This window comes from Flavobacterium sp. (assembly GCF_035195345.1).
Taxonomy (GTDB): domain Bacteria; phylum Bacteroidota; class Bacteroidia; order Flavobacteriales; family Flavobacteriaceae; genus Flavobacterium.
In genome coordinates, this window is sequence record NZ_CP136574.1 from 1,024,920 (window position 1) to 1,050,481 (window position 25,562).

Below are 25,562 nucleotides of genomic sequence, written 5' to 3' on the forward strand. Positions count from 1 at the left end.
GTTTTAAGGTTTGGTTAGATTTCCTAATAGTTTAGTTTTAAGCGTATCGCTTAATTGCGTGCCCTTTCGGGTGGGCTCTGGATTATTCCCCAACATATCCAAAGCCCTTTTTGCTTCACTTTCGAGTTGTGTAGCTAAATTGTAATTCTGCATGGCAACTGCTTTCATCTGTTGTGATGATTCAACTTGCTTTTTGTAGAATGATATTTTATCTCGCTTGTTCATTGGAAATAGATTTTAAAATAGTTTCCACATATTTCTTTTCGTCGGTATTAAGAAATCCTATACCAGCATTAACCGCCTTATCCGCAGCAAGAACACCTCTTAATAGAGATTTGAAAGTTTCTAAATCTTGGTCTTTCAATTCTATTTTTACAATAGTTTCTTTAGTGATTACCATGATTTAAGTCTCAAAAAGTTCACTTTCTTTCTTATTGGTGTATTTTTTAATCACATTCAAAACCGCTGGTTTTTGAAGTGTAGGAGATCTTCTGACCGCATAAGTGTAAACTGAACTTTCTGCAATACCTAAAGGTTCAGCAATCAATTCACGAAGTCTTACATCATTTCTTATTAAATGATAAACTTCTTGCTTTAAAATTTTTTTGGTTTTTTCTACTACCATTTTGCTTTCATTTTACTTTCTTTTTATTGTATTCTCCAAACTCTTACTCCGTTACTTAACTGCGTAGTTTTAAATTTTTTACCCGTTTTATCTTTTCTATTGTATGTACACGAAGCATTACTTATTTTCATTTGTAATAATGCAGTACTACATTCATCTTTTAATGGATAAAAGAAACTATCCCCAACTTCCATTTTATGAAATGGATATTTGCATTCCTTTTTTTTTGGCGCTGGAATAGGAATGTTTTTTTCTATTTGAACCATTCTCATTACAAGCAAATTATATTTTTGTTATTCATCATAAATCTTACAAATGCCATTGTTGGCAAGTGTCTAACGATTCTATATTCTGCGTTTTGAAACTCTTGTTTCTGTTTTTCTGAATAATTATAAGCTGTTCCCATTTTGTTAAAATTTAGTTGTTGTTAATTTGTGCCGTTGTTGGTTTGAACCTACAGCTAAACTGCAACGGCTTGTTTTTATCTTTCAGGCTTTTTCAGAAAGGTTATCGTAAACCCACCGCCTTTTTTTTATTTGTATTTTTTTTATTCAGTATGTCAAAGAACTTTGTTACATTTGTACATTACAATTGTACAGAGCAAATATACAAACATTTCAAACAAAACAAACAAACAGAATAAAAAAAAGTTGTTTTTGTTGTAATTTATATTCGTTCTAAATTATTTAATAGTATGTCTAATAGGGTTGGCGGTTATTACAGAAAAAACGGAACTTACGTATCTCCAGATGGTTACGGAAGAAAAAAAGGCGGTAGAAATAATAAAGATGGATTTAATGGAGTAATTCTTTTAATCCTATTCTTTCTTTTTATAATTATTGTAAATAAATGTTCAGAGTAATCGCAAACATTTCAAACAAAACAAAATGAAAGATTTAACAGAAAAAATATATAAGGAAAAAAAAATGCAACGAGTAAGCTGGAATACATTAGCTGAAAATTTACCTATATCTGGTGAAGCATTAAGAGTTTCTTTTGTTAGAGATAGTGTTGATGAAAACTATCTTAATGAAGTATGTAAAAAATTAAAAATAAATACATATAATAAAAAAGAAGATAAAAACATAGAAACAGTAGAAGAACCAACAACTAACTATTATTATCCAGATGTAAATGCAAGCGCTGGTTTAGAAACCGAAATGCAAAATGATGAACTAAACAGAATTCCTATTAATATTCCTAATTGGGAACGAGGAATAGCATTTATAAATGTTTATGGAGATAGCATGTATCCAAAATTTTGTAATGGAGAAATAATAGGTATAAAAGAAGTTGAACCTCAATACATAAATTATGGATATGCCTATGTTGTAATATTTAATGACGGTCAAGTGTTTTTAAAATATATAAGAAAAGGTAAAGACAACGAACACTGGGTTTTGGATTCCGAAAACCCAAAATATGAATCAAGAGAATATCATTTATCATTGATAAAAAAAATATTTATAATTAAAGGAGTAATAACTAAAACAACTATGTAACCATGAAAAAATTAATTTTATTATTGTCATTAGCATTTATATTATCGTGTTCAAGCGATTCTGACTCAAACGAAACTAATGCATCGTTTATTGGTAAATGGACTATTGAGTTTGAAAAAGACTACACTTCAACAGGGACTTTATATCAAACTTATAATTATTCTCAAGAAGAGTGTTATCACATGACTACTTATGAATTCAAAACTAATGGTCAATTTATTAAGGATTCTTATGATTTTGACGCTTTTAATTGTGTGAGAAACCCAGTTAGAACATATAATTATACTCACTCTGGAAATACAATAACTATTACAGCTAATGAGATTGAAAATTTAATTATAGTTGAAAACACTTCAAATGATTTAAAATTGAAAAAAGTAAATCCTGACAATTCCTTCACTATTATCGAATACTCAAGAGTGAACTAATAATGCAAGAAGCAGATAAAAGGATATTGAAGTTAATTGATCTTTTGATTTTTGAAAAAAAGATTAAAAACCAAAAAGACTTCTGTTCAGAGGTTGGTCTTCTTTTGCCTAATTTATCAAAAATTAAAAAGGGAGAATCTCGATTTAGAGTTTCGCATATTGAAGTTATTTCTAAAAAATATAACGTTAATATAAATTGGATTTTTGGAACAGAAAATAAAGTATTCAGAACACCTGAAAGCATTGAAATAACAAGCATTTAAGCAAATACATTGCCGACAATGTAAAATGACAACAAAAGATAAATATTAACCAAATTTGGTTGCCGTCAATGCTTCGTGAAGTGTTGATTTTACTGTAATTACACACATTGGGTTTTTGTGTTCGTAAGATTCATAACCCTGAGGTCACGGGTTCAACTCCCGTCTTCGCTACGAAAACCCGAAATTTTACTTTATTGTAGATTTCGGGTTTTGTTTTTAAAACCTAATTAACTGATAATGAAATTAAAGTATTTTTTTACCGCACTTTTGATGCTTATTAGTTCTATTGGATTTTCTCAATTGAAAACAATCACAAACCAAACATCTTATCCTTTTTGGATTAATGTTCCAAAATCAGAAAGCACAGAAAAACAACCAGTTTTAATTTTTCTACACGGAAAAAGTCTATCAGGAACCGATTTAAATCGTGTGAGACGTTACGGAGTATTACGTGCAATGGACAAAGGAAGGAAAATTCCAGCCATAGTTGTAGCACCACAATTGGCAAAAGGCAGTTGGAATCCTGATAAAGTCCTTGAAGTTTTAACATATGTAAAGAAAAACTACAACGTAGATACAACTAGAATTTATGTTTGCGGAATGAGTTTAGGCGGTTATGGAACATTGCACTTTGCAGGTAAGCACGCGGATAAAATTACTGCTGCTGTAGCTATTTGTGGAGGCGGAAACGTAAGCGATGGTTGTAAATTGAGCACAATTCCTCTTTGGATTCAACATGGTGATAAAGATTATATTGTTCCAATGTCTGAATCTCAAAAAGTAGTAAATGCTATTAGAAAATGTAACGAAAAAGCGAATCTAATTTTTTCCATTATAAAAGGTGGAAATCACGGTAATGTTGAACGTCTTTTTCATGAAGATGCATTATACAATTGGCTATTTGAACAAAAAAGAGAATAATTCAAACGAATTTTACAACAAAAATATTAAGTTAAACACTTCTAAACTGAAGGTTAAATTTTCATACTATTCAATCCTTTTGAATACTTTTAATAAAAAAATGATATGAAACTGTTAATCTTATTCCTATTAATCCCATTTCTCATGAATGAAAACCTACTTTTCGATTTTAATAAAAATACAAATCCAAAAGAATGGCGAATCATTGACGATGTAGTAATGGGTGGCAGATCTAATGGTCAATTCCAAATGGATACAGAAGGAAATGGATTGTTTTTTGGAGCTGTTTCTACCGAAAATAATGGCGGGTTTTCGTCGGTACGTCATCAATTAAACCAACGAAATATAAGTGCTTTTTCTAAAATCAATATTCGATTAAAAGGCGACGGTAAAACCTATCAATTTAGAATCAAAGATAACGTTAGTTCGTATTACGCTTACATCACTAGTTTCAAAACTTCAGGAAATTGGGAAACGATTACTATCAATTTAAAAGATTTATATCCTTCGTTTAGAGGGCAAACCTTAAACTTACCAAATTTTAAAGGTGATTTTATAGAAGAAATTGTTTTCCTTATTGGTAATAAAAAGAATGAATCGTTTGAATTGAGAATAGATACAATCGAGCTAGTAAAATAGCCCTAAAAATCACATGCTTTAAAAATATCTATTATCTTTGTGGCATGATGCCAACGTTACTTTCGTCTCCACTACAAGGATTTACTGACTTTAGATTTAGAAATGCCTTTCACAAATATTTTGGTGGAATTGACACCTTCTATTCTCCTTATATAAAACTGAACGGAAAATTAGTTATTAAAGGTTCTTTCGAAAGAGACATTCTTCCTGAAAACAATAGTACACTAAATGTAATTCCTCAGATTATCACTAACGATGCTGAAGAATTTCTATTTGTTGCTAAATACGTTCAGCAGTTTGGGTATAAAGAGTTAAATTGGAATTTAGGTTGTCCGTACCCTATGGTAGCGAAATGCGGCATGGGCTCAGGATTAATTAGCAACACATCACAAATCGAACATATTTTAAAACGCGTCCATAACGAAACTGACATTATTGTTTCGATGAAAATGCGTATGGGTTATGAAAATCCAACTGAAATTTTAGACGTCTTCCCTATTTTAGAACAATACCCCATTAAAAATATTGCTATTCATGCTCGAATAGGTAAACAATTATATAAAGGCGGTGTTGATTTAGATTCGTTTCAAAAATGTTTAGATACTTCCAAACAAAAAATTTATTACAATGGAGATATTACATCTGTAGAAAAATTCAGAACGATGCAAGAACGCTTCCCTTCTATTGACCATTGGATGATTGGAAGAGGCTTAATTGCAAATCCTTTTTTACCTTCAATGATTAAAAATAACACCACAGAATATCCTAAAAATAAATTGGAAATTTTTGAAGCTTTTCACGATACCATTTATCAGGAATATGATGCGTATTTACAAGGTCCAACACCCATTCGTATGAAAATGTTAGGCTTTTGGGAATATTTTTCAGAATCGTTTTCAAATCCTCAAAAAACCTATAAAAAAATTAAAAAAGCAGGAAATAGTAAGAATTACGAAAGTGCTGTGAAAGAAATTTTTAAAAATGGGTGATCAAGAATAAATCCAAGGGAAAAAATCCAATTCAAACTCAAAACAAGCTCAAGTGCAAGCAAAAATGAGTGAAACGCTCTGTGTATCTCTTTTAAACATAATCAAAATCAAAAAAAAGCTCTGTGAAGCTCTGTGTAAAACTAAATTTTGAATCGAACACCTATCTTTCTCCCAATTAAATAAGCGACTCCAATTCCTAAAATTAAAATCCAAAGATTCATGAAAATATAAAACGTATACGCTACTGGATTTTCAGTTGAATTGAAACAGTAACTTTCAATCAAAAAACAAAAATGAGTAGTTTCTTTAGAAAATTGCGACAACGCAAAACTCATCAAAAACGTAATTCCCAAAGCGGATAAAATATAAACCACGTTTTTATTCATTGGTTTTTTACCTGTTGGTTGAAACACGTTTCGTTCTACTTCAGTACGTTTATTGTGCTGAAGTGACCAAATTACTTTTTTACCTTCGTCGTCTAAATTCATTTCAAAAATCAATTACAAATTCAAAAATCAAATTCAAACTCACATAAGTGAAACGCTCTGTGTATCTCTACTCTACTCAATCAATATCAAAAAAAACTAGGAGAATCTCTGTGTAATTATTACTTCAGCAATGCTACTAAAGTTTCAAAGTCTACTTTTTGTTGCTCGCCAGTAGCCAAGTTTTTGAAGCCAAATTCTTCACGCTCTATTTCCGATTCACCAACAATTACTGCAAACGGAATACCTCTTCTATCGGCGTGTTTGAATTGTTTATCGATTTTAGATTTATCTGGATATAATTCGACTTTGATTCCTTTTTGACGTAATTTCCCTATGGCTTTCATTGAATATAAAGCTTCTTTGTCTCCAAAGTTTAAGAACAATGCTTTTGATGTCGTTAAAACGGTTGCTGGGAATAAACCAACTTCTTCCATTACCAAAGCAATTCGGTCTAAACCAAATGAAATTCCTACACCCGACATGTTTTTTAATCCGAAAATACCTGTCAAGTCATCATAACGACCACCACCACCAATGGAACCCATTGCGACACCTTTTGGTGCAGCGACTTCAAAAATGGCGCCTGTATAATAATTTAAACCACGTGCTAATGTAACATCTAAATCCAAGAAAGCGGTTTGTAAACCTAAAGTTGAAACGTTATCACAAATAAATTGCAACTCATTAACCCCTTTCATTCCTTCTTCTGAATTCGCTAATAAATTGGCTAATTTTTCTATTTTTTCGTTGATAGTTCCAGTGAAATTAAACAACGGTTGTACTTTTTCGATAGCTGATTCTGAAATGCCTTTTTCCAACATTTCATTTTTCACGCCGTCGGCACCTATTTTATCTAATTTATCTAAAGCTACTGTAAAATCAATCAATTTATCTGAAGCACCAATTACCTCAGCAATTCCAGATAATATCTTACGATTGTTAATTTTAATCGTAACGCCCCCTAAACCTAACTGACTAAAAACCGAGTCATACAATTGCACCAACTCTACTTCTTGCCAAAGCGAATTCGAACCTACTACATCAGCATCACACTGATAAAACTCTCTAAAACGTCCTTTTTGAGGTCGATCCGCACGCCAAACCGGTTGAATTTGGTAACGCTTGAACGGAAACTCAATTTCGTTTTGGTGTTGCACCACATAACGCGCAAATGGAACCGTTAAATCGTAACGAAGGGCTTTTTCGGAGATTTGTTTTGTTAAATCTTTACTATCAATATTTTTCAACCATTTACCCAAAGTAATCTCAACTAAGTTATCAATAAGACTTTGTATCTTTTTATTATTATTGAAATGATCATCATCAATCACATTCCTTTTTTCCTCAAATAACTGATTTAACAAGTTTGAATTATTTAAGAAATCAATCTGTTCTACTAATAATTTTTTTAATGAATCATTATAAAAATCTTGAATTTTATATTCTTCATTCTTTGTCTTATTAACTTCCTCAACGACAAAGTCAATAAAATCTTTAGACGTTAGAATTTCTTTAAATCTTTCAACACTATTTAAATCCGATTTCTTATATATTTCCTTAATTATTCGAGAAAAAACAACATTAAAATACACTCCTAAAGCTCTATTGAAAGTAGAAAAATAATCTCCCGAATTCAGAATCTTAAAAATCAAACGATCACCTTCTTCGCCATATTTCCCCATTAAGGTCTCCGAGTTTTCAAACGAAGGCGTTTCAATCGGTTGAAAGCCAAATTTCTCAAAATTGGTTTTTATCATACTGAAAATATAATTGCGTTTCGCCACTTCTGCTGGTGAAAAATCTCGTGTTCCTTTGGGTATGCTTGGTTTTTGTGCCATTTTTCTAATGTGTCAATTTGAAAATGTGTCAATGAGACAATTTTAATTTTTCTTGTGCAAATATCGGATATATTCGGCAGTATAAAAAATCTATTTTGGGGTTTTAAACACATAGACACATAGTTTAAATTTAAACTAAAAAGGTATTTCATTTTACATCAAAACACATAGCCTTTGTGAACTATGTAAAGTGAAACACCTAAAACTATGCAAAATCCAAATCTAATGTGTCTATGTGTTTAAAAAAAACTCCATGATACTGTAACATTTTACTCTAACTTTAGTCTTATAGTCATGGTAGGATTATTTAAAGAAAATACAAAAATTGCGCTTGATTCGATTAAAAGTCAAGCTTTGCGTACGGCACTTACAGTGATGATTATTACTTTAGGTATTACTTTTTTAGTTGGAATATTGACACTAACTAAAGCTTTAGAAAATAATCTATTTGGAAATTTTGCTTCAATGGGAGCGAATACTTTTTCAATTAGTCAATACGATTTTTCTTCCGAAATCAATCAAAATGATGCAGAACAACGGGTAAATCCTATCATTAGTTATCCAGAAGCAAAAGCATTTCAAGACAAATATAATTTTCCGTTTACCACCACTTCCCTATCGTTTACAGCCGGATCTGCTATTGAAGTGAAATATCAGGATAAAAAAACCGATCCAGAAATTACAGTAGTTGGAATTGACGAAAATTTTTGTCCAAATAAAGGTTTAGAAATAGTAAAAGGAAGAAACGTAAACTCATTTGACGTTTCTAACAACAATTACGTTTGTATTTTAGGATCTGATTTTGAAAAAGGGTTGTTTGCTAATATGAATCCGTTGGATAAAATTATTTCCATTCGTGGTGCAAAATTCAAAGTCATTGGGATTTTAAAAGAGAAAGGTTCCACCTTCGGAAATAGTCAAGATTTACGCATTTTGATTCCAACACAAATTGCACGTTCATTATTTTCTGCTCCAAATATTAACTACGATTTAGACGTTATGGCCAACAACGAAGCTCTTTTAGATGAGGCTGTTGACGATGCCATTATTACTATGCGAAGAGTACGAAAGTTAAGTCCCGTTGAAAAAGAAAATTTCGGAATTGAACGAAGTGATGATTTAATCCAAACTTTAGGTTCTAATATTGCTGTAATTAATTGGATTGCCGTAATTATTGGCGCCATTACCGTTTTTGGTTCAACTGTAGCTCTAATGAATATTATGCTAGTTTCAGTTACAGAGCGAACTCGTGAAATAGGTGTACGAAAATCACTTGGAGCCAAAAGAAGTACAATTGCTTGGCAATTTTTCACAGAGACTTTCATAATTAGTCAAATGGGTGGACTTTTAGGTATAATATTAGGAATTCTACTTGGTTCAGTTATTGCGCTTAGTTTTGGATTCGCCTTTGTTATCCCTTGGATGGCGATTATTGCTGCATTTATTACCACATTTATTGTAACGATTGTTTCTGGTTTATATCCTGCTATAAAAGCTTCGAAATTAGACCCTGTGGAAGCGTTGCGTTACGAATAAGAATTTAACCACAAGGAACACAAAGAAGGCACAAGGTTCACAAGGTTTTTAAATTAAATCTTCGTGGAACTTTGTGCTACAAACCTAAATTGAACATTTTATCATTCGATTATTTCCGTAAATATCTTTTTTTAATTCGATATTTTTGAAACCTAGACTTTCTAATAATTCTACCGTTTCTTTTCCTAAATATTGATTGATTTCGAAGAATAACAATCCGTTTGGTGACAAGTTTTTCAATGCCAATTGCGCAATTTTTCTGTAAAAAAGTAAAGCATCCGTATCTTCTACAAACAAAGCTAAATGCGGTTCGTAGTCCAAGACATTTTTCTTGATTTCTTGTTTTTCCAAATTTCGAACGTAGGGAGGATTTGAAACAATGATATTGTAGGATGATGGATGATGGATGATGGGTGATGGAAGTTGAGATAAATCTTCAACTTCTAAGATATTGGTTTGAATAAAATTGATTTCAACCTTATTTAACTCTGCATTTCTTTTAGCTACTTCTAATGCTTTTTCTGAAACATCAATAGCTGAAACATTTGCTTGTGATAAATTAGCTTTTAACGAAATTGGGACACAACCTGTTCCCGTTCCAATATCCAAAATATTGATGGGTGATGGATGTTGGGTGATGGGTGAATTCAAAATCCATTCGACAAGTTCTTCTGTTTCTGGTCTTGGAATTAAAGTGTTTTCATTGACTTCAAAACGCAATCCATAAAACCAAGCTTCACCTGTGATGTACTGAATGGGTTTTTCTTGTTGTAATTGTGCTAAAATAGTATTCCACTTATCCACTTCAGCATCTGAAAGTCCAAAATTCGGATTTAAAGCTACATCTACTCGTTTTAAGTTATGTAAATATTCAGTAAGGATGAAAAAGAAACTTTCGATTTCTTGTTCCTCTTGAATGTTTTTTAACGAATTGAAAAAGTGTATTTTATAATCTTTTAATAACATAAAATTTATCTTACTTCTTACTACTCAAATCTTACTACTACAACTGCTTCGTCATCCAAACTTCACAACTATTATGACCTGTGTTTCCCATCGGACCATCAATATTTTCAAAACCTATTCTTTTGTATAGCTTTTGTGCGGTTTTCATAAACGATAAAGTTTCCAAATAACAAATTTCAAAATCTTGTTTTTTAGCAAATTCCAAGCATTTTTCAATGATTTTCTCCGCATAACCTGTTCCTCTGATTTCAGGAGCAAAATACATTTTTTGTAATTCACATATAGAAGTATCTCCATTTTCTAAAGGAGCTACACCACAACCACCCACTACTTTTCCATCTTTTTCCACCACATAATATATAGAACGTGATTGTTGATATACTTCGTATAAGGTATCTAAAATTGGGTCAGCATAAGCCGTTCCTGCTTTTGGCGCATCTAATTCATGAAAAATAGCGCGAATTACCTTGGCAATCGACTCATTATCTTTTTGTTGTATTTCTCTAATTAGCATAGCATTTTTATTGCTGGGTAAAATTACATAAATTAACTTGAGATTGTTTTAAACAGATAAGTCATTTTAGTTTTTTTTACATTTTAGAAAGATTTAAAAAGCACATAAAAGAAGATTAAAAATTTATATAAACTTGTTAATTAACTTCTTAATCATTTTTAAACTTATATGACTTATATGTTTATTTTTTTACCCTTAAAAATACTACTTTTGTATTATGACGACGCACGAATTTTACATGAAACGCTGTATTGAACTCGCCAAAAATGGTTTGGGAACTACATATCCAAATCCGTTAGTGGGAAGTGTGATTGTTCATGAAGGTAAGATTATTGGCGAAGGTTGGCACAAAAAAGCTGGAGAGCCTCATGCGGAAGTCAATGCGGTGAATTCAGTAAAAGACAAATCGATGTTGAAAGAAGCTACGATTTACGTGAGTTTAGAACCGTGTAGTCATTTTGGAAAAACACCTCCTTGTTGCGATTTAATCATAGCAAATAAAATTCCGAATGTAGTTATTGGAACTATTGATCCCTTTGCAAAAGTGGCTGGAAACGGCATTAAAAAACTCATTGAAAGCGGTAAAAATGTAACCATCGGTATTTTAGAAGACGAATGCAACGAACTCAACAAACGTTTTTTTACCTTTCATCAAAAGAAAAGACCTTATATTATTTTAAAATGGGCCCAAACTGCTGATGGTTTTATTGCTCCTGAGATACTGAAACCAGTTCAGCATGACAAATTGAAACCTATTTGGATTACAAATCCATATTCCAGACAATTAGTTCATAAATGGCGCACCGAAGAACAAGCCATTTTAGTAGGAACCAATACCGTTTTAGAAGATAATCCGAAATTAGATGCACGTGATTTTTCTGGAAATAATCCGGTACGAATTGTATTAGATAAATCGGGTAAAATTTCCGAGAATTATCACGTAAAAAACAATTTACAGAAAACAATTTTTATTACTGAAAACGAAAATCACATTTCAAATGAAAATTGTATCATTGAAAATGTTATCTTTGATATGCACCTAATTTCTTCAATTTGTAACATTTTGTATAAAAACGAAATACAATCCGTTATTATTGAAGGAGGAAGCCTAACACTTCAATCATTCTTAAATGCAAATTTATGGGATGAAGCTAGGGTTTTTATAGGTCAAACAACATTTCAAAACGGCACATTAGCCCCTACCATCTCCGGAAATCCGGTTGCTAGTTTTGATATAATGAATGATGAACTTAAAATTTTCAAGAATTATGATTGAAGCAATTATTTTTGATTTTGGCGATGTTTTTATTAATTTGAACAAACTAGCTATTGATACCGAATTTAGAAAATTAGGCTTAAACGCTTGGCATGATGATTTAGATACTTTGAATAAAAAGTACGAAATAGGCAAAATTGACGAATTGGAATTTATGGAAGGTTTTCAAAAACATCTTCCGAATGCCAGTCTAATTGAAATTAGAACCGCTTGGAATTCTATTTTAGGCGATTTTCCTTTGTACCGATTAGAGTTTTTGCAAATGATTGCCTCTAAATACAAATTATTTCTTTTAAGTAATACAGATTATACCCACATTGAAAAATTTGAACACAAAGAAGGGCTAACTTTTGCACGTGATTTTTACAGTTGTTTTGAAAAAGTATATTTTTCCTATGAAATTGGATTTCGAAAACCAGATGAAAATGCCTTTAAATACGTAATTAACAACCATAATTTGAATCCAAAAAAAACACTATTTGTAGACGATAAACAAGAAAATACCGATATAGCCAAAAAATTAGGATTACATGTTTGGAATCTAGTACCTGGCGTGGATGATGTTGTTGATCTTTTTGATAAAAAAATAATTTAACCAACGTGATTTATTTACTTCTAAGCATTTTATTCAATGCAGTTCTTTTTATAATTATTAAACTTTTTGCAAAATTCAATATTGATGCGTTACAAGCCTTAGTCGTAAACTATTTTGTTGCTTTTGGAGTGGGGCTATTTTTTTTAGACACCTTCTTTTCTCCTCAAATAATAATCTCTCAAGAATGGTTTAAAGGAAGTATTTTATTAGGCTTTATATTCATTTCTACATTTTATGTCACAACAATTACATCACAACGAAATGGACTTTCAGTGGCGTCAGTTGCCTCTAAAATGTCTGTAATCATCCCCATAATTTTAGGTGTTTTTTTATATGACGAAACATTAGGAAGTGTAAAAATTTTAGGCATCATCATAGCCTTAATTGCTGTTTATTTTACTTCTAAAAAAGAAACAGGCGAAATACAACAAGCAAGTAATCTTGTCTTTCCCATTTTAGTTTTCATTGGAGCCGGAACCATCGATTCGAGTTTAAAATATTTACAAACATTTCACGTACCATCCAATCAAATTGGTTTATTTTCCTCTGTTACTTTTTTCTGTGCATTTAGCGTTGGAATCCTCATATTGGTATTTTTAAGTCTTAAAGGGAAAATCAAATTTGCTGGAAGAAATATTTTAGGAGGAATAGCTTTAGGCTTACCCAATTTCTTTTCATTGTACTATTTAGTAAAAATGTTAGAAGCAAAAGCTTTTGAAAGCGCTACTTTATTTACTATACATAACATTGCTATTGTATTAGTTTCTACTTTTGTAGGCATTCTTTTCTTTAAAGAACGAATTTCAATGCGAAATGCTTTAGGAATTGGATTAGCTTTATTTGCCCTATTTTTAGTTACTTATTAAAATGGAATTCTCAGAAAACGACACATATAAAACTATTTCCAGTGCTTCAGAAGAAGTGTTATACAAAGAAAAAAATAGTAAATTCTTTGGCTATGCATTTCCAGTTTCTAACGAAGAAGAGATAAAAGAACATTTAGATCGATTGCGAAAAGAGCATTTTTCTGCGCGTCATTGGTGTTATGCGTATCAAATAGGTACAGAGAAAATTCAATACCGTGCAAATGACGATGGCGAACCAAATAATAGCGCCGGAATGCCCATCTATGGACAAATTCAGTCATTTGAAGTTACAAATGTAATGGTTGTAGTAGTTCGTTATTTTGGTGGCGTAAAATTGGGCGTTGGCGGATTAATTTCGGCATACAAAACGGCAGCCCAAATGACATTAGAAAATTCGGAAATTGTAGAGCAAACCATCAACAAGTTTTTTACTATTTCTTTTGAATATGTACATTTGAATAAAGTGATGCGAATTATTAAAGAAAAAAATCTCCAAATCGTATCTCAAAAAATGGAAATGGATTGTGAAATTCAAATTTCAATTCGAAAAAAAAATGTTCAAAACTTATTGGACACTTTTGAAAATTTATATGAAATAAAACTTACCGAAGTATAAAATTTTATAACTCATTTATTTTTTCAGAAACATAATCTGGCGGTAAAATTGGACGTCCGGTTTTCATATCTACAAACACTAACATGGAGTATCCCGTTGTTAATAACTCATTCTTTTCATTATATATTTCATAGTCAAATTCTATCTTCACAGAGGTCTGACTTTTAAATATTGTTTTAACCGTTAGTAAGTCATCATATCGAGCTGGTTTTTTATAATTCATGGTCAAAGTAACTACGGGCAACATAACGCCATTCTCTTCCATCCATTTGTACGAAACTCCCATATTTCTCAACCATTCCACACGTCCCATCTCAAAATATTGCGCATAATTTCCGTGATAAACGACCCCCATTTGGTCAGTTTCCGCATATCGCACACGAACTTGAAATTTATATTCTTTCATATTAAACCAATATTAAGTTAATATTAAAAAAAGTTTTTTGTTTACAATTTTTTTTTTTAAAAATCAATAGCAAAAAAATTTTTTTTAAAAAATTTTGTTCACATATTTGCTATCCCAAAACATATAAACAAAATATTCCTTTTGTTTACTTTTGTTATCCTACAAAAATATAATAATAATTAATTAAATTCATGTCAAAAACTGCGCAATCGGTATGGAATAACTGTCTGTCTTTCATTAAAGACAATGTTCATGATCAAGCATACAGAACTTGGTTTGAACCTATACAATCAGTTGAGCTAAACGATAACGCGTTGTCTATTCAAGTGCCTAGTAAATTCTTTTACGAATGGCTAGAAGAACACTATGTAAAATTATTAAAAGTAGCCTTAACAAAAGAGTTAGGTACAGGTGCAAAGTTATTGTATAAAATTAAGATGGAAAACACTTATGGCAATAAACTTCCATTTACTGAGCAAATTCCAAGTTACAATAGAACCGCAGTGAAACCTCAAGAAGTAGATGTGCCTATTGTAAACAAAAATCCAGAGTTAAAAAATCCATTTGTCATTCCAGGTATTCGTAATTTAAAAATCGAATCACAACTTAATGCTAATTACAGTTTTGATAATTTCCTTGAAGGAGATTCAAACCGTTTAGCTAGAAGTGCAGGTATGGCTGTTGCTAACAAACCTGGCGGAACATCTTTTAACCCGCTATTAATTTTTGGGGGAGTTGGTTTAGGTAAAACACACTTAGCACATGCTATTGGTGTTGAAATTAAAGACAAATATCCAGAAAAAACTGTGTTGTACATTTCAGCAGAAATATTCACACAACAATATATTGATTCTGTTAAAAAGAATACCCGTAACGACTTTATTCATTTCTATCAATTAATTGATGTTTTAATTATTGATGATGTGCAATTCTTGTCAGGTAAATCAGGAACACAAGATGTATTTTTCCACATCTTCAACCATTTACACCAAAACGGAAAACAAGTAATTCTTACTTCTGACAAAGCCCCTGTGGACATGCAAGATATTGAGCAACGCTTACTATCTCGTTTCAAATGGGGATTATCAGCTGAATTACACCAACCTGATTATGAAACACGTATTTCAATCTTGAAAAACATTTTGTTTAGAGATGGTGTTGAAATTCCTGATGAAATTGTAGAATACGTTGCTAAAAACATTAAATCAAACGTTCGTGAATTAGAAGGTGCTATTATTTCTTTAATTGCGCAATCTTCTTTTAACAAACGCGAGGTGAATCTTGAATTAGCAAAACAAGTGGTTGAGAAATTTGTTAAGAATGTAAAACGTGAAATTTCAATTGATTATATCCAAAAAATTGTTTCTGATTATTTCCAATTGGATGTTGAAACTTTACAATCCAAAACAAGGAAACGTCATGTGGTTCAAGCTAGACAATTAGCTATGTTTTTTGCTAAAAAATTTACCAAAGCTTCCTTAGCAAATATTGGCTCACAAATTGGAGACCGTGACCACGCAACTGTACTTCATGCTTGCAAAACAGTTGACAATTTAGTAACTACCGACAAACAATTTAGAAAATTTGTTGACGACATCAACAAGAAATTATCGCTATAATTCATGTCTTCTAAAATCTTAATGGTCTGCTTAGGAAATATTTGCCGTTCTCCTTTGGCAGAAGGTATTATGCGGGCTAAACTTTCTAAAGATTTTATTGTAGATTCCGCTGGAACTGGTGGTTGGCACGCGGGAGAATTACCCGACAAGCGTTCTATTTCAACTGCAAAAAATAGAGGTTTGGATATTACTAGCCAAAGAGCGCGACAATTTAAAATAAGTGATTTTAATACCTTTGATTATATCTATGTAATGGACAATTCCAATTATAAAGATGTAATGGCATTGGCACCCAATGAAGAAGTAAAATCAAAAGTTAAGCTCATTTTAAACGAACTTTTTCCAAATGAAAATGTTGATGTTCCCGACCCATATTATGGAGGACAAGACGGATTTGAAAACGTTTTTAATATGCTAAACGAAGCTTGCGATGTAATTGCTGGAAAACTTAAAAGATAAACTTTACGGATTTACTCATTTTTAAATTACTGATTTTTAATATATTAGTATAATTTTAAAATCTAAAATTATGCTAAAAAAATCAATTCTTCTTGAAAACAAAGCTTCCATTTCTACTAAAAATCTTCAATTAGTAATCAAAAGTAAAATAAGAGAAAGTACTATTCCAATTGAAGACATAGGCTATATTGTTATTGATCATCCTGAAATTTATTTAAGCATTCCAGCAATGAATTTACTGATTGAAAACAATACTGCAGTTATTATTTGCAATAAAAATCATTTACCCAATGGCTTATTGTTAAACCTCAACAGTCATCATATTCAACAAGAAATATTTAAAAACCAAATAAATGCAAGTGCTCCTTTAAAGAAGCAGCTTTGGCAACAAACGATTGTAGAGAAAATAACCAATCAAGGAATATTATTACAAAAAATCACTTCTAAAAATAACAATTTTGATTTTCTAGCTTCAAAAGTTTTAAGTGGTGATAGTTCTAATATGGAAGGAGTTGCTGCTAGCTTTTATTGGAAAGTATTTTTTGAACAAAAATTTAAACGAGAACGGTTTGGCGAATATCCAAATAATTTTTTGAATTATGGCTATGCTATATTAAGAGCTGCAACTGCAAGAGCATTGTCGGGAAGTGGCTTATTGAATACTTTAGGAATTCATCATAAAAGTAAATACAATGCCTATGCTTTAGCAGATGACATTATGGAGCCATTTCGACCAATTATTGATGAAAAAGTTGCCGAAATTATGGGGAATTATGATGAGCAAGAATTAAATACACAGATTAAATCTGAATTACTTCAAGTGCTTACACGAACAGTTTATTTTAAAGACGAGAAAAGCCCTTTGATGGTTGCCTTACAAAAAACGGCTAGTTCTTTACAACAATGTTATACAGGCGAAAGAAAGAAAATTAATTATCCCAAATTATGGAACTAAATGGATACCGTATTATGTGGCTATTTGTATTTTTTGATTTACCAACCGAAACGAAAAAAGACCGAAGAAACGCTTCGGGATTTAGAAACAATCTATTAAAAGATGGCTTTAGTATGATGCAATATTCTGTTTATGTGCGACATTGTGCCAGTAGCGAAAGTGCTGATGTACACGAAAAACGAATTCATAATTTATTGCCGCCATTAGGAAAAGTGAGTGTTTTACGAATAACCGATAAACAATTTGGTAATATTTTAAATTTTTGGGGGAAAGCTGAAGTACCCAAAGCACCGCAACCTACTCAATTAGAGCTGTTTTGAAATAAAAAAATGCTTCAATCTTGCCTTATCACTGCAAAAAAGAAGCATTTTTTTATACGATATTTTACTCTATTTTATTGATTATTAGAAGGTAACACCCCAACTAATATCGTGTTTTCAAATCTTTAATCAAACCACAACGTTGCAAAAGGATTGGTTCACAAGTTTGAAAATATCGTGTTTTCAAATCTTTAATCAAACCACAACGACAATACAATGGGTTCAGGAACTACAAACAATATCGTGTTTTCAAATCTTTAATCAAACCACAACGTTGTCAACATTCTGTATAAATTCAATAGTAATATCGTGTTTTCAAATCTTTAATCAAACCACAACGATTGGAAAAGAAAAAACCGGATTGACGGAATATCGTGTTTTCAAATCTTTAATCAAACCACAACGTAATGTCTATTGTAGTCTCTGGTGTATAAAATATCGTGTTTTCAAATCTTTAATCAAACCACAACGATGGTGCTATTTATGTTCCAGCAGAAGCAAATATCGTGTTTTCAAATCTTTAATCAAACCACAACTGTTCAGAATAATCAAAGTATTTTGTATTTAATATCGTGTTTTCAAATCTTTAATCAAACCACAACCTTACTTGCGTGCCTTTATGCAAAAAATGGAATATCGTGTTTTCAAATCTTTAATCAAACCACAACCTAAATGGAATATTGCTATTAAGTTCAATAATATCGTGTTTTCAAATCTTTAATCAAACCACAACCGCTTATTTTGACAAAGTCGCCCGACGTTGAATATCGTGTTTTCAAATCTTTAATCAAACCACAACGCAATTCAACAAGATAACACAGTTTTACAAAATATCGTGTTTTCAAATCTTTAATCAAACCACAACCGTAAGTTGGATTTTCTCTTCTTCCATCGGAATATCGTGTTTTCAAATCTTTAATCAAACCACAACAAAAATTAATTGAAGGTCATAAAGTAACGAAATATCGTGTTTTCAAATCTTTAATCAAACCACAACCCGATTACTTCGCTGTTACATTTGAAGGAAAATATCGTGTTTTCAAATCTTTAATCAAACCACAACCCACTCGAAGTCCCTCCTTGAATTCCTTTAAATATCGTGTTTTCAAATCTTTAATCAAACCACAACGTAGTGGGCTATCGCCGAAACTCCGTTGTGGTTTGAGTTGTTTAAGAGTTTGAAAATTTATGTCAATGAACTATTAAAAATCTTGTCTTCCAATGATGGTGACGATTTCAATTTGATTACCTCTAATATTATAATAAATCGTGTCAACACCACAAACACAGAATCGTTCTACATCTTTATAATTTGAAACAACTGGAAACATATAAGGATTGGAAGCAATCTTGTCAAAACAATCATGCAACATTATAAAATATTTATCTGCTTGGGTATCTCCAAATCTATGAACTCCAAACTCATAAATTCTCCACAAATCTTCTTTTGCTTCTCGAGTTAGAAAATAACTATAGAACATTCAATCGCTTTTTGAACTCGGCTAACATTTCTTCTTTGGTTTGTCTTGGTGCAAATCCACTTTTTAAACCTCTATCAATTTTCATCTGCACATACTCATGATAAGCATCGCGTTCACGAGCTTGTTTAATCAAATAATTTACCGCTTCACTTTTGCTAGTAAATTCTTCCTTAGCTACTTGTTCTTTTAACCATTCATCGTTTTGATTGGCTAATGTGATACTTTGTCGTGCCATGATTTCATTATTTAGTGGTGTAAATATACACCAAATAAAATTATTTTACAACTTTTGAATTTTTCCGGAAACTGATATTTTTACTTTTATTGGATTAAAAGTAAACCATCCAGTTTTCCCTTCACCAAAACCCCTAATCTGTCTATAATCATCATCCGTAACAGTAGATGATTTATGTTTTCTAAAGAAATAATCCCCAGATGTTAATTTCTGAACCCTATACAAATGATCTTTCAAAACATCATAATCAGGGTTTTCCAAATTGATTTCGTCTTCATTTAAACCTAGTAAAAACATATCGTTGATATGTAATGTAGTCACCATTTCTTTTCCATCTATTGGTAATTGATAAGCAGATTGTCCTGTACGTTTACGTTCAACCACTGTCCAGAATGTAACTACTTCTTCTTTTAGATTTCCCTTTTCATCTTTGTAAATTAGTACATGATGGTTATTTCTTGGGTTTACCCATTGGTTTACTTTATCTTTTAATTTTTCAGCACCACCAATGTTTTCTTTTATTCTTACTTTTAAAATTGGAACGGGTGCGCCATTTTTATTAGGCAAGAAAATTTGTGGTTGCTTAATTCCGTTTTCATCTACTATAAAAAAAGTATTAGCAGGAATATTACCTTTAACAAATCCGCCTAATTCTTGGATTTTTTTTCTGATTAATAATTTAATCGATTCGTCTACTACTTTATCCAATTGCTTTTCTGTGGTTAAAGAATCAATTGCTTTTCTCACATGAAATGCTTCTTCTCCGTTGAAATTTCGTTTACCATAAACGGTTTCTTTATGCAATTGCCCACGAGCTGCAACTCCTTTGTTGATATATTTTTTTCCGTTTTTTTCAACTGTTTTAAATTGGACAGTAATATCATTCGACACTTTTTTATGAGAAATCAATATTTTTTCAACTGCTTTTTCCGCATCGTATCGAAATGATTCCCAAGGCAATGGGAAATTTTTTAATTCTGAATTTCTGTTATAGCGGTTCCATTTTGATAATTCTTGCACATAAGAAATTTTAGTACATGCCATTACCAAAGCATCCACAGCGTGATGGCGATGATCATCTCTTGTTTTCTCGTTTTCATCATTCAAAATATTATTCATTCCCCATTTCTGACGCAAGTTTGATGTAGCTTGACCTGGAGAAACTATAACGTTTTTACAAATTCTCGATAAATAGTTTTTGGCTTCCTTACTTATATATCTTGTATCATTTAATTGTCGAGACGAAAAATCATCATCGAACTTAATCTGAACAAAACGCTTAAATTTTTGATACGCACTCGGATATTCTTTAGTGTCAGAAAATAATTTTAACGCTCTTTCTTTTATGGAAGACCAATTAGCTTCATCATTTCCATAGAACTCAAAAGGGGTTTTATCACCTTTTTTACGGTTTTCATCTGCATAGCAAAGCGTTTTATTTGAAAAACTATCATTCAAAGAACGACTCCAAGGATGAATATGCTCAATCTGCACTTCACCAGAAAATAATTGCGTTACTGAAATAGGTTTTCCTGTATACGGACAAGTACGTTTACATTCTTCCCATAATTTATAAAGTAAAATGTTATCATGGGTAATTCTTTGTCCTTCTTCTAATAATCTTGCTTTTACTCTATCATTCTCTCTTTCTAATCGTTTTTGTTCTCTACGAATTTTATTACGTTGTGATTTTGAGATTTTTAAATCACGTGCCATTTCCACTTTGATTTCGTCAATCTTGTAGTGCTCATCAATTAACTCATTAACTAATTTTCGTAGTTCAAACAAAGCAGTAATTACAATTGGATTTCGAATAGCTTGAATTTCTTTATCTGCATCTTTTCCAACTGGTAATTTATCTAATAAGTCAGCAGCATCAATCGTAGCAGAATGATGATATAACTTTCGTAATTGATTATCTGAAATATTGTAATCATTTCTTAGAATATCTTTGATAATTTCAATAAATCCACCTTTATTTTTTGAACGAACAATTTCATACACATTATCATAAAAGAAATTTCTTTTCTCATTAGATAATTTTTCCCATTCTGAACCAAAAACATTTTTAATACCAGCTAATACAACGGCAACGTCATATGTAAATCCAGATTTTAAAAACGGTAAAATATTAGAAATCGCTTTTCTACTTAAGCTAGAATAACCGTCTTTCACATTAAATTTTGCAATAGATACCGCTTGTTCATCTGTAAAACTCCAATTTTTAACAGCATACTCTTTTAAATTAGATTTACTATCAAAGAAATATAATACATGCCAAATATCTTCCTGTTCTTTATCTGAAAATTCAAACCATTTCTTACCAAAGTACTTCTTATTGGATAAATTAGAAATTGTATGTGTTCCTACTATTTTATCATCATCTTTGTAGTTGAATTTGAATTCAGCACTTTCTTTACCAATAACTTTTCTAATTTTTTTAAATTCAGGTTTTTCATTAGCATATAAAAATTCAACTATTTTTTGTTTCTCTTCTTGAGAAATTTTCTTTCCGTTATATTCTACTGTATTTACCCATTGCCAAACCCTAAACTGTTCAAAAGGAATTGCACTAATTGGACATTTAGTTTTAGTAGGTTCAAAAGAACAATTACCAACTAAATGCTTTTGTGAACGCAATGGTCGTTGATGAAATAATATTCCATCTTCTTTATAACCATCTAATTTTCTACCACCTAATAATGTTTTTAAATCTTCATTTAAATTAGAATGAAACTGAGCTTGTTTATTCCAAATCAATTCAAACTCATCAACATACATTTTTCTGGTTGTATATCGATTACGAATTCGTTCCAAACCATCTTGAAACGGCTGGTTTTCTTTTGGATAAATTTCAAAAAGATACGACCCTAACGTTTTATCTTGAATACTTTCTTGTGTTTCTGTAATTCCAATTTTTCCTTCTTTTGGATTTCCTTTAAAAATTGCACCATCATCACTTCCTCCTTTTCTACTATTACTCAAAAAACCACGTCTTTGAATTAAATGATAAAAAATTCTACCTATTTCTTCTAAGGATAATTTTTCCTTTAATGCCTTCTGACGTAATTCATATGGATTTAAAGCAAACCAATTCGCTAATTTTTCAGAAGGAAATTCTTTTGTCTTTTTCCAATCTTCAAAATCATTGGCAACCATAGGACACATTTTATTCTCTGAAAGAGCTTTCAATAAAATTTTCTTTCTTAATCTTCTTCTAAAAAATTGTCTTCTCACACCTCTTGCTCCAGTGCGACTTGCATTTTTAGAAATCTCACCATCACCATCTCCTAAATTTTCAACTCCCATTGGAAATATTCTACTTCCTACTCCTAAAATTTTATTATGGGTATCATCTATTAATGCCCATCCAATCGAATTTGTTCCTAAATCTAGACCTAATATTTTTGCCATTTTGTATCGCTTAAAAAATCAATTCATAAATATATGAAAAAGAAAAATAACATAAATGAAGAAATCCGTAAAGCCAATAAAAAAGTTTTTGTTATATTTGTAACTGATTAAACTTTCAAATCTTTAATCTTATCACAATAAGGCTATATGCCGTAGATGAAAATCTTTAGTCCTGCTTCGGTGGGACTTTTTTTATTACTTTTGTGTCAAATAATTTACTTATGAAATCAAATTCTTTAGGCAAACTCTATTTAATTCCTATTACACTTTCCAATCCTGGAGAAACCACTGTAGTTCCCGAAGATGTTTTGCCTCAAACCATAAAAAGAACGATTGATTTTCTTGATTATTACATTGTTGAAAACGAGAAAACAGCAAGAAAATTCATTAAAAGCATCCATCCCGAAAAAAAACAACCCGATTTGAAGATTTCTGTATTAAACAAACATACCGAAATTGCAGAACATAATGATTTTATTCAACCCTTATTAAGAGGTGAAAACATTGGATTAATGAGTGAATCAGGCTGTCCTGGCGTTGCAGATCCTGGAGCTGTTATAGTGAAATTAGCTCATGAAAAGGGAATTCAAGTGGTTCCATTAGTTGGTCCAAGCTCCATTTTATTAGCTTTAATGGCAAGTGGAATGAACGGACAAACTTTTGCTTTTAATGGCTATTTACCTATTGATAAAAACGATAAAAAACAAGCCTTAAAAAGTTTTGAACGCTTATCGCAAGAAAAAAATCAATCGCAATTATTTATTGAAACGCCTTACCGAAACAATAAATTAATGGAAGATTTACTGCAAATATTACAAGCAAACACCTATTTATGTGTGGCTTGCGATATTACTTTACCTACAGAATACATCAAAACTAAAACGGTGAACCAATGGAAAAAAGAAAAGGCCGATTTACATAATCGACCTTGTATTTTTATTATTCACAAAATGTAAAAAAACTATTCTAAACTTGCTTTTGCATTTGCATCTGCTGCTATGTTAGAAATATCATAATTTGAAAACTTTCTAATATAACTTGACAATGAAGTTCCGAAACCGTCTTTAAAACCATTTCTTCCGTTACTTCGCAAATATTTTTTTACCGAACCAGCACCTCCTAAATGTGCCGCTGCTACTAAGCCAGATTCTGTAATTTCTACACCATTAATAATTCTACCTGAATACTTGTGAATCTCTTTACGTAATTCCCATTTATTACGAGCAATCAAGGCTTCAAAAGCTTTATCTTGCCATTCAGCATTACGTAAAAATTCTTGAAAATCATAAATACCTACTGTACGAAGCGTACTTCTACCAAACTGATATTTACCCATATAACCGTATGAATTTACTAAATGTAACATACCTCTTGACTCTTTATAAGCCATTTTTTGAGCAAAACCAGTAAATGATTTACCAACGTGGGGAACTTTAATTGGTAAAATTTCATCAGTTTCATATTCATTTGGAACGTGATATTTAATACCATCGTAGTTCGACAAATGAAATCCTTCTAATTTTTCTTCTTTAAAGGTTATAAAACCTGAAGAAACGACTAATACTAGGAGTGTCAATCCTAAAAAATAAGACCTTTTTTTTATCATGAATTGTTATTTCTCAGCGTCTGTCACTCATCTGAAATTACCGATGCAAATATACAAAAAAAATTAGAATATTGATTTACAGCATGTTAATCTTTTCTAAAAGTAGATAAAGTGCGCTTTAACTCCGTTAAAATCATCATATTGCAAAGTTGGTGCAGGAATTTTAATTGTATTAATAACTGAAAAAAGTGTCTTTAAAAAATGAGATTTTGTACTAATTTTCGTTAAATCAACATCAAAACTTAGATAAAATTGACGATAAGGATTTTGAATTACTCCATTTGCTATTGCTTCTTCCTTTTTTCCATAAAACATTCCTTCGCCACCATAGCCTATTGCAAGGTTTAACCATTTTGGAACAAAATTATCTTTGGTAAATGATTGTATATTAAAAGACAGCCAATATGTTTGTCCATTATAATCTTTCAAAATTTGCTCATTTAAAGAAGAACCCAGCGTTTCTGGTCGTTGCGAAGCAAATTGAGTTTGATGAAATGAAAATTTGGTTGTAATTCGTTGTTCTTTCCAAAGTAATTCTTGCGACACGTACAAAGCAGTTCCTGTGGCATTGGCAATAACATCTCCTGATGATGCTCCCCATTCTTGAGAAAATCCATCAAAAACCTCAATTATCGTAAGAAATCCAAATCCTAGAGTAGAACCATAAATTAGTTGTTCTTTTTTAGAAGCACCACTCCAAGCTAACATTTCAACCCCAACTCTACCTAAATGATACGTAGAATAAAAATGTCCCACCTTATCCATTTGCAACCATTGATTGTTATCATTGATAAAATGAAAATTGGATTTTGGATAATCTTTGTACCAAAGTTGGTTTAAACCTATTAAAGCAGCTCCAAAAACAACAGATTCACCTACATAAACTGTTTTTTTTCTTAAAACATTAATGCTATCTGATGGTTTTAAAAAGTTATTAATATTAGACTGTGCTTGACCTAAATTAGAAAATACTAATGCAAAAAACAGCCCTCTAATCCAAGTCAT

General features: G+C 31.3%; 31 protein-coding genes and 1 CRISPR repeat array. Of the genes, 17 read left to right on the forward strand and 14 right to left on the reverse strand.

The genetic code is table 11. The features are described 5' to 3' along the window. Positions 1–3: 3 nt before the first annotated feature. From RSE15_RS05030 to RSE15_RS05045, 4 genes are read right to left on the reverse strand one after another with little or no spacing between them, the layout of a single operon-like run. Positions 4–225: a hypothetical protein gene (locus RSE15_RS05030; protein WP_324069873.1), complete on the reverse strand. Its 222-nt coding sequence runs from the start codon at positions 223–225 to the stop codon at positions 4–6. Next, positions 209–400 carry a hypothetical protein gene (locus RSE15_RS05035; protein WP_324069874.1) on the reverse strand — a complete coding sequence of 64 codons (192 nt, stop codon included), beginning with the start codon at positions 398–400 and terminating at the stop codon, positions 209–211. Before RSE15_RS05035 ends, RSE15_RS05030 begins: the two co-directional genes overlap by 17 nt. 3 nt (positions 401–403) lie before the next feature. Further along, positions 404–625 carry a hypothetical protein gene (locus RSE15_RS05040; RefSeq protein ID WP_324069875.1) on the reverse strand — a complete coding sequence of 74 codons (222 nt, stop codon included), beginning with the start codon at positions 623–625 and terminating at the stop codon, positions 404–406. Positions 626–648: 23 nt separating this feature from the next. Further along, complete coding sequence (locus RSE15_RS05045; RefSeq protein ID WP_324069876.1) at positions 649–897, reverse strand: DUF7303 family protein; 249 nt, start codon at positions 895–897, stop codon at positions 649–651. A gap of 422 nt (positions 898–1,319) precedes the next feature. On the opposite strand from RSE15_RS05045, the gene RSE15_RS05050 reads away from it, so the two are divergent. From RSE15_RS05050 to RSE15_RS05080, 7 genes are all read left to right on the forward strand, one after another. Continuing rightward, positions 1,320–1,487 (forward strand): hypothetical protein, encoded by a 168-nt coding sequence (locus RSE15_RS05050; protein WP_324069877.1) that lies wholly within the window; start codon positions 1,320–1,322, stop codon positions 1,485–1,487. A 25-nt stretch (positions 1,488–1,512) separates the two neighbouring features. Continuing rightward, positions 1,513–2,127 (forward strand): S24 family peptidase, encoded by a 615-nt coding sequence (locus RSE15_RS05055; protein ID WP_324069878.1) that lies wholly within the window; start codon positions 1,513–1,515, stop codon positions 2,125–2,127. Positions 2,128–2,129: 2 nt separating this feature from the next. Then, positions 2,130–2,555 (forward strand): lipocalin-like domain-containing protein, encoded by a 426-nt coding sequence (locus RSE15_RS05060; RefSeq protein WP_324069879.1) that lies wholly within the window; start codon positions 2,130–2,132, stop codon positions 2,553–2,555. Positions 2,556–2,557: 2 nt separating this feature from the next. After that, entirely contained in the window at positions 2,558–2,818 is a 261-nt protein-coding gene (locus RSE15_RS05065) for a helix-turn-helix transcriptional regulator (protein ID WP_324069880.1), read from the forward strand. A gap of 237 nt (positions 2,819–3,055) precedes the next feature. Next, positions 3,056–3,739 carry a carboxylesterase family protein gene (locus tag RSE15_RS05070; protein ID WP_324069881.1) on the forward strand — a complete coding sequence of 228 codons (684 nt, stop codon included), beginning with the start codon at positions 3,056–3,058 and terminating at the stop codon, positions 3,737–3,739. A 105-nt stretch (positions 3,740–3,844) separates the two neighbouring features. Beyond that, on the forward strand, positions 3,845–4,378 hold the full coding sequence (locus RSE15_RS05075) for a CIA30 family protein (protein WP_324069882.1): 534 nt from the start codon (positions 3,845–3,847) through the stop codon (positions 4,376–4,378). A 44-nt stretch (positions 4,379–4,422) separates the two neighbouring features. After that, positions 4,423–5,367, forward strand: coding sequence for a tRNA dihydrouridine synthase (locus tag RSE15_RS05080; protein WP_324069883.1), 945 nt, complete (start codon positions 4,423–4,425; stop codon positions 5,365–5,367). Positions 5,368–5,507: 140 nt separating this feature from the next. On the opposite strand, the gene RSE15_RS05085 is transcribed toward RSE15_RS05080, so the two are convergent. Together RSE15_RS05085 and hisS are read right to left on the reverse strand one after the other, a co-directional pair. Further along, positions 5,508–5,855: a hypothetical protein gene (locus tag RSE15_RS05085; protein WP_324069884.1), complete on the reverse strand. Its 348-nt coding sequence runs from the start codon at positions 5,853–5,855 to the stop codon at positions 5,508–5,510. 119 nt (positions 5,856–5,974) lie between these two features. Continuing rightward, complete coding sequence (gene hisS / locus RSE15_RS05090; protein WP_324069885.1) at positions 5,975–7,693, reverse strand: histidine--tRNA ligase; 1,719 nt, start codon at positions 7,691–7,693, stop codon at positions 5,975–5,977. Positions 7,694–7,987: 294 nt separating this feature from the next. On the opposite strand from hisS, the gene RSE15_RS05095 reads away from it, so the two are divergent. Beyond that, positions 7,988–9,229 (forward strand): ABC transporter permease, encoded by a 1,242-nt coding sequence (locus tag RSE15_RS05095; protein WP_324069886.1) that lies wholly within the window; start codon positions 7,988–7,990, stop codon positions 9,227–9,229. A gap of 84 nt (positions 9,230–9,313) precedes the next feature. On the opposite strand, the gene prmC is transcribed toward RSE15_RS05095, so the two are convergent. Together prmC and RSE15_RS05105 are read right to left on the reverse strand one after the other, a co-directional pair. Then, positions 9,314–10,195 carry a peptide chain release factor N(5)-glutamine methyltransferase gene (prmC, locus tag RSE15_RS05100; protein ID WP_324069887.1) on the reverse strand — a complete coding sequence of 294 codons (882 nt, stop codon included), beginning with the start codon at positions 10,193–10,195 and terminating at the stop codon, positions 9,314–9,316. Between the two features lie 37 nt (positions 10,196–10,232). Next, the gene (locus RSE15_RS05105; protein WP_324069888.1) at positions 10,233–10,709 is read right to left on the reverse strand and encodes a GNAT family N-acetyltransferase; all 477 of its coding nucleotides are present in this window, start codon (positions 10,707–10,709) and stop codon (positions 10,233–10,235) included. 217 nt (positions 10,710–10,926) lie between these two features. Between RSE15_RS05105 and ribD the strand changes: the two genes are divergently transcribed. From ribD to RSE15_RS05125, 4 genes are read left to right on the forward strand one after another with little or no spacing between them, the layout of a single operon-like run. Further along, positions 10,927–11,985 carry a bifunctional diaminohydroxyphosphoribosylaminopyrimidine deaminase/5-amino-6-(5-phosphoribosylamino)uracil reductase RibD gene (ribD, locus tag RSE15_RS05110; protein ID WP_324069889.1) on the forward strand — a complete coding sequence of 353 codons (1,059 nt, stop codon included), beginning with the start codon at positions 10,927–10,929 and terminating at the stop codon, positions 11,983–11,985. After that, positions 11,978–12,580, forward strand: a complete 603-nt coding sequence (locus RSE15_RS05115; RefSeq protein ID WP_324069890.1) for an HAD family hydrolase — start codon at positions 11,978–11,980, stop codon at positions 12,578–12,580. The genes ribD and RSE15_RS05115 overlap by 8 nt, the downstream gene beginning before the upstream one ends. Positions 12,581–12,585: 5 nt before the next feature. Then, entirely contained in the window at positions 12,586–13,446 is an 861-nt protein-coding gene (locus RSE15_RS05120; RefSeq protein ID WP_324069891.1) for an EamA family transporter, read from the forward strand. A gap of 1 nt (position 13,447) precedes the next feature. Then, the gene (locus RSE15_RS05125) at positions 13,448–14,062 is read left to right on the forward strand and encodes an IMPACT family protein (RefSeq protein WP_324069892.1); all 615 of its coding nucleotides are present in this window, start codon (positions 13,448–13,450) and stop codon (positions 14,060–14,062) included. A 4-nt stretch (positions 14,063–14,066) separates the two neighbouring features. On the opposite strand, the gene RSE15_RS05130 is transcribed toward RSE15_RS05125, so the two are convergent. Beyond that, entirely contained in the window at positions 14,067–14,468 is a 402-nt protein-coding gene (locus tag RSE15_RS05130) for an acyl-CoA thioesterase (RefSeq protein WP_324069893.1), read from the reverse strand. Between the two features lie 191 nt (positions 14,469–14,659). Between RSE15_RS05130 and dnaA the strand changes: the two genes are divergently transcribed. The 4 genes from dnaA (at position 14,660) to cas2 (ending at position 17,821) form a co-directional block, all read left to right on the forward strand. Further along, positions 14,660–16,087: a chromosomal replication initiator protein DnaA gene (gene dnaA, locus RSE15_RS05135; protein WP_324069894.1), complete on the forward strand. Its 1,428-nt coding sequence runs from the start codon at positions 14,660–14,662 to the stop codon at positions 16,085–16,087. A gap of 3 nt (positions 16,088–16,090) precedes the next feature. After that, complete coding sequence (locus RSE15_RS05140) at positions 16,091–16,546, forward strand: low molecular weight protein-tyrosine-phosphatase (protein ID WP_324069895.1); 456 nt, start codon at positions 16,091–16,093, stop codon at positions 16,544–16,546. 70 nt (positions 16,547–16,616) lie between these two features. Continuing rightward, positions 16,617–17,501, forward strand: coding sequence for a type II CRISPR-associated endonuclease Cas1 (cas1, locus tag RSE15_RS05145; RefSeq protein ID WP_324069896.1), 885 nt, complete (start codon positions 16,617–16,619; stop codon positions 17,499–17,501). Beyond that, entirely contained in the window at positions 17,492–17,821 is a 330-nt protein-coding gene (cas2, locus tag RSE15_RS05150) for a CRISPR-associated endonuclease Cas2 (protein ID WP_324069897.1), read from the forward strand. The genes cas1 and cas2 overlap by 10 nt, the downstream gene beginning before the upstream one ends. Positions 17,822–17,926: 105 nt before the next feature. Next, a CRISPR array of direct repeats spans positions 17,927–18,950; the repeat unit is 36 nt; unit sequence AATATCGTGTTTTCAAATCTTTAATCAAACCACAAC. A 73-nt stretch (positions 18,951–19,023) separates the two neighbouring features. On the opposite strand, the gene RSE15_RS05155 is transcribed toward cas2, so the two are convergent. The 3 genes from RSE15_RS05155 to cas9 are packed head-to-tail and all read right to left on the reverse strand — an operon-like array spanning position 19,024 to position 22,951. Continuing rightward, positions 19,024–19,302, reverse strand: a complete 279-nt coding sequence (locus tag RSE15_RS05155; RefSeq protein ID WP_324069898.1) for a type II toxin-antitoxin system RelE/ParE family toxin — start codon at positions 19,300–19,302, stop codon at positions 19,024–19,026. Then, positions 19,292–19,537: a ribbon-helix-helix domain-containing protein gene (locus RSE15_RS05160; protein WP_324069899.1), complete on the reverse strand. Its 246-nt coding sequence runs from the start codon at positions 19,535–19,537 to the stop codon at positions 19,292–19,294. Before RSE15_RS05160 ends, RSE15_RS05155 begins: the two co-directional genes overlap by 11 nt. A gap of 45 nt (positions 19,538–19,582) precedes the next feature. Further along, entirely contained in the window at positions 19,583–22,951 is a 3,369-nt protein-coding gene (cas9, locus tag RSE15_RS05165; RefSeq protein ID WP_324069900.1) for a type II CRISPR RNA-guided endonuclease Cas9, read from the reverse strand. Positions 22,952–23,172: 221 nt separating this feature from the next. Here cas9 and RSE15_RS05170 point away from each other — a divergent pair, with 221 nt between their 5' ends. Next, positions 23,173–23,907: an SAM-dependent methyltransferase gene (locus RSE15_RS05170; RefSeq protein ID WP_324069901.1), complete on the forward strand. Its 735-nt coding sequence runs from the start codon at positions 23,173–23,175 to the stop codon at positions 23,905–23,907. Between the two features lie 5 nt (positions 23,908–23,912). On the opposite strand, the gene RSE15_RS05175 is transcribed toward RSE15_RS05170, so the two are convergent. After that, complete coding sequence (locus RSE15_RS05175; protein WP_324069902.1) at positions 23,913–24,557, reverse strand: peptidoglycan-binding protein LysM; 645 nt, start codon at positions 24,555–24,557, stop codon at positions 23,913–23,915. Between the two features lie 96 nt (positions 24,558–24,653). Beyond that, entirely contained in the window at positions 24,654–25,562 is a 909-nt protein-coding gene (locus RSE15_RS05180; protein WP_324069903.1) for a DUF2279 domain-containing protein, read from the reverse strand.

Coding starts and splice junctions, on each gene's coding strand:
- RSE15_RS05030 (WP_324069873.1), bottom strand. CDS start 225: ATGAACAAGCGAGATAAAATATCATTCTACAAAAAGCAAGTTGAATCA.
- RSE15_RS05035 (WP_324069874.1), bottom strand. CDS start 400: ATGGTAATCACTAAAGAAACTATTGTAAAAATAGAATTGAAAGACCAA.
- RSE15_RS05040 (WP_324069875.1), bottom strand. CDS start 625: ATGGTAGTAGAAAAAACCAAAAAAATTTTAAAGCAAGAAGTTTATCAT.
- RSE15_RS05045 (WP_324069876.1), bottom strand. CDS start 897: ATGAGAATGGTTCAAATAGAAAAAAACATTCCTATTCCAGCGCCAAAA.
- RSE15_RS05050 (WP_324069877.1), top strand. CDS start 1,320: ATGTCTAATAGGGTTGGCGGTTATTACAGAAAAAACGGAACTTACGTA.
- RSE15_RS05055 (WP_324069878.1), top strand. CDS start 1,513: ATGAAAGATTTAACAGAAAAAATATATAAGGAAAAAAAAATGCAACGA.
- RSE15_RS05060 (WP_324069879.1), top strand. CDS start 2,130: ATGAAAAAATTAATTTTATTATTGTCATTAGCATTTATATTATCGTGT.
- RSE15_RS05065 (WP_324069880.1), top strand. CDS start 2,558: ATGCAAGAAGCAGATAAAAGGATATTGAAGTTAATTGATCTTTTGATT.
- RSE15_RS05070 (WP_324069881.1), top strand. CDS start 3,056: ATGAAATTAAAGTATTTTTTTACCGCACTTTTGATGCTTATTAGTTCT.
- RSE15_RS05075 (WP_324069882.1), top strand. CDS start 3,845: ATGAAACTGTTAATCTTATTCCTATTAATCCCATTTCTCATGAATGAA.
- RSE15_RS05080 (WP_324069883.1), top strand. CDS start 4,423: ATGATGCCAACGTTACTTTCGTCTCCACTACAAGGATTTACTGACTTT.
- RSE15_RS05085 (WP_324069884.1), bottom strand. CDS start 5,855: ATGAATTTAGACGACGAAGGTAAAAAAGTAATTTGGTCACTTCAGCAC.
- hisS (WP_324069885.1), bottom strand. CDS start 7,693: ATGGCACAAAAACCAAGCATACCCAAAGGAACACGAGATTTTTCACCA.
- RSE15_RS05095 (WP_324069886.1), top strand. CDS start 7,988: ATGGTAGGATTATTTAAAGAAAATACAAAAATTGCGCTTGATTCGATT.
- prmC (WP_324069887.1), bottom strand. CDS start 10,195: ATGTTATTAAAAGATTATAAAATACACTTTTTCAATTCGTTAAAAAAC.
- RSE15_RS05105 (WP_324069888.1), bottom strand. CDS start 10,709: ATGCTAATTAGAGAAATACAACAAAAAGATAATGAGTCGATTGCCAAG.
- ribD (WP_324069889.1), top strand. CDS start 10,927: ATGACGACGCACGAATTTTACATGAAACGCTGTATTGAACTCGCCAAA.
- RSE15_RS05115 (WP_324069890.1), top strand. CDS start 11,978: ATGATTGAAGCAATTATTTTTGATTTTGGCGATGTTTTTATTAATTTG.
- RSE15_RS05125 (WP_324069892.1), top strand. CDS start 13,448: ATGGAATTCTCAGAAAACGACACATATAAAACTATTTCCAGTGCTTCA.
- RSE15_RS05130 (WP_324069893.1), bottom strand. CDS start 14,468: ATGAAAGAATATAAATTTCAAGTTCGTGTGCGATATGCGGAAACTGAC.
- dnaA (WP_324069894.1), top strand. CDS start 14,660: ATGTCAAAAACTGCGCAATCGGTATGGAATAACTGTCTGTCTTTCATT.
- RSE15_RS05140 (WP_324069895.1), top strand. CDS start 16,091: ATGTCTTCTAAAATCTTAATGGTCTGCTTAGGAAATATTTGCCGTTCT.
- cas1 (WP_324069896.1), top strand. CDS start 16,617: ATGCTAAAAAAATCAATTCTTCTTGAAAACAAAGCTTCCATTTCTACT.
- cas2 (WP_324069897.1), top strand. CDS start 17,492: ATGGAACTAAATGGATACCGTATTATGTGGCTATTTGTATTTTTTGAT.
- RSE15_RS05155 (WP_324069898.1), bottom strand. CDS start 19,302: ATGTTCTATAGTTATTTTCTAACTCGAGAAGCAAAAGAAGATTTGTGG.
- RSE15_RS05160 (WP_324069899.1), bottom strand. CDS start 19,537: ATGGCACGACAAAGTATCACATTAGCCAATCAAAACGATGAATGGTTA.
- cas9 (WP_324069900.1), bottom strand. CDS start 22,951: ATGGCAAAAATATTAGGTCTAGATTTAGGAACAAATTCGATTGGATGG.
- RSE15_RS05170 (WP_324069901.1), top strand. CDS start 23,173: ATGAAATCAAATTCTTTAGGCAAACTCTATTTAATTCCTATTACACTT.
- RSE15_RS05175 (WP_324069902.1), bottom strand. CDS start 24,557: ATGATAAAAAAAAGGTCTTATTTTTTAGGATTGACACTCCTAGTATTA.
- RSE15_RS05180 (WP_324069903.1), bottom strand. CDS start 25,562: ATGACTTGGATTAGAGGGCTGTTTTTTGCATTAGTATTTTCTAATTTA.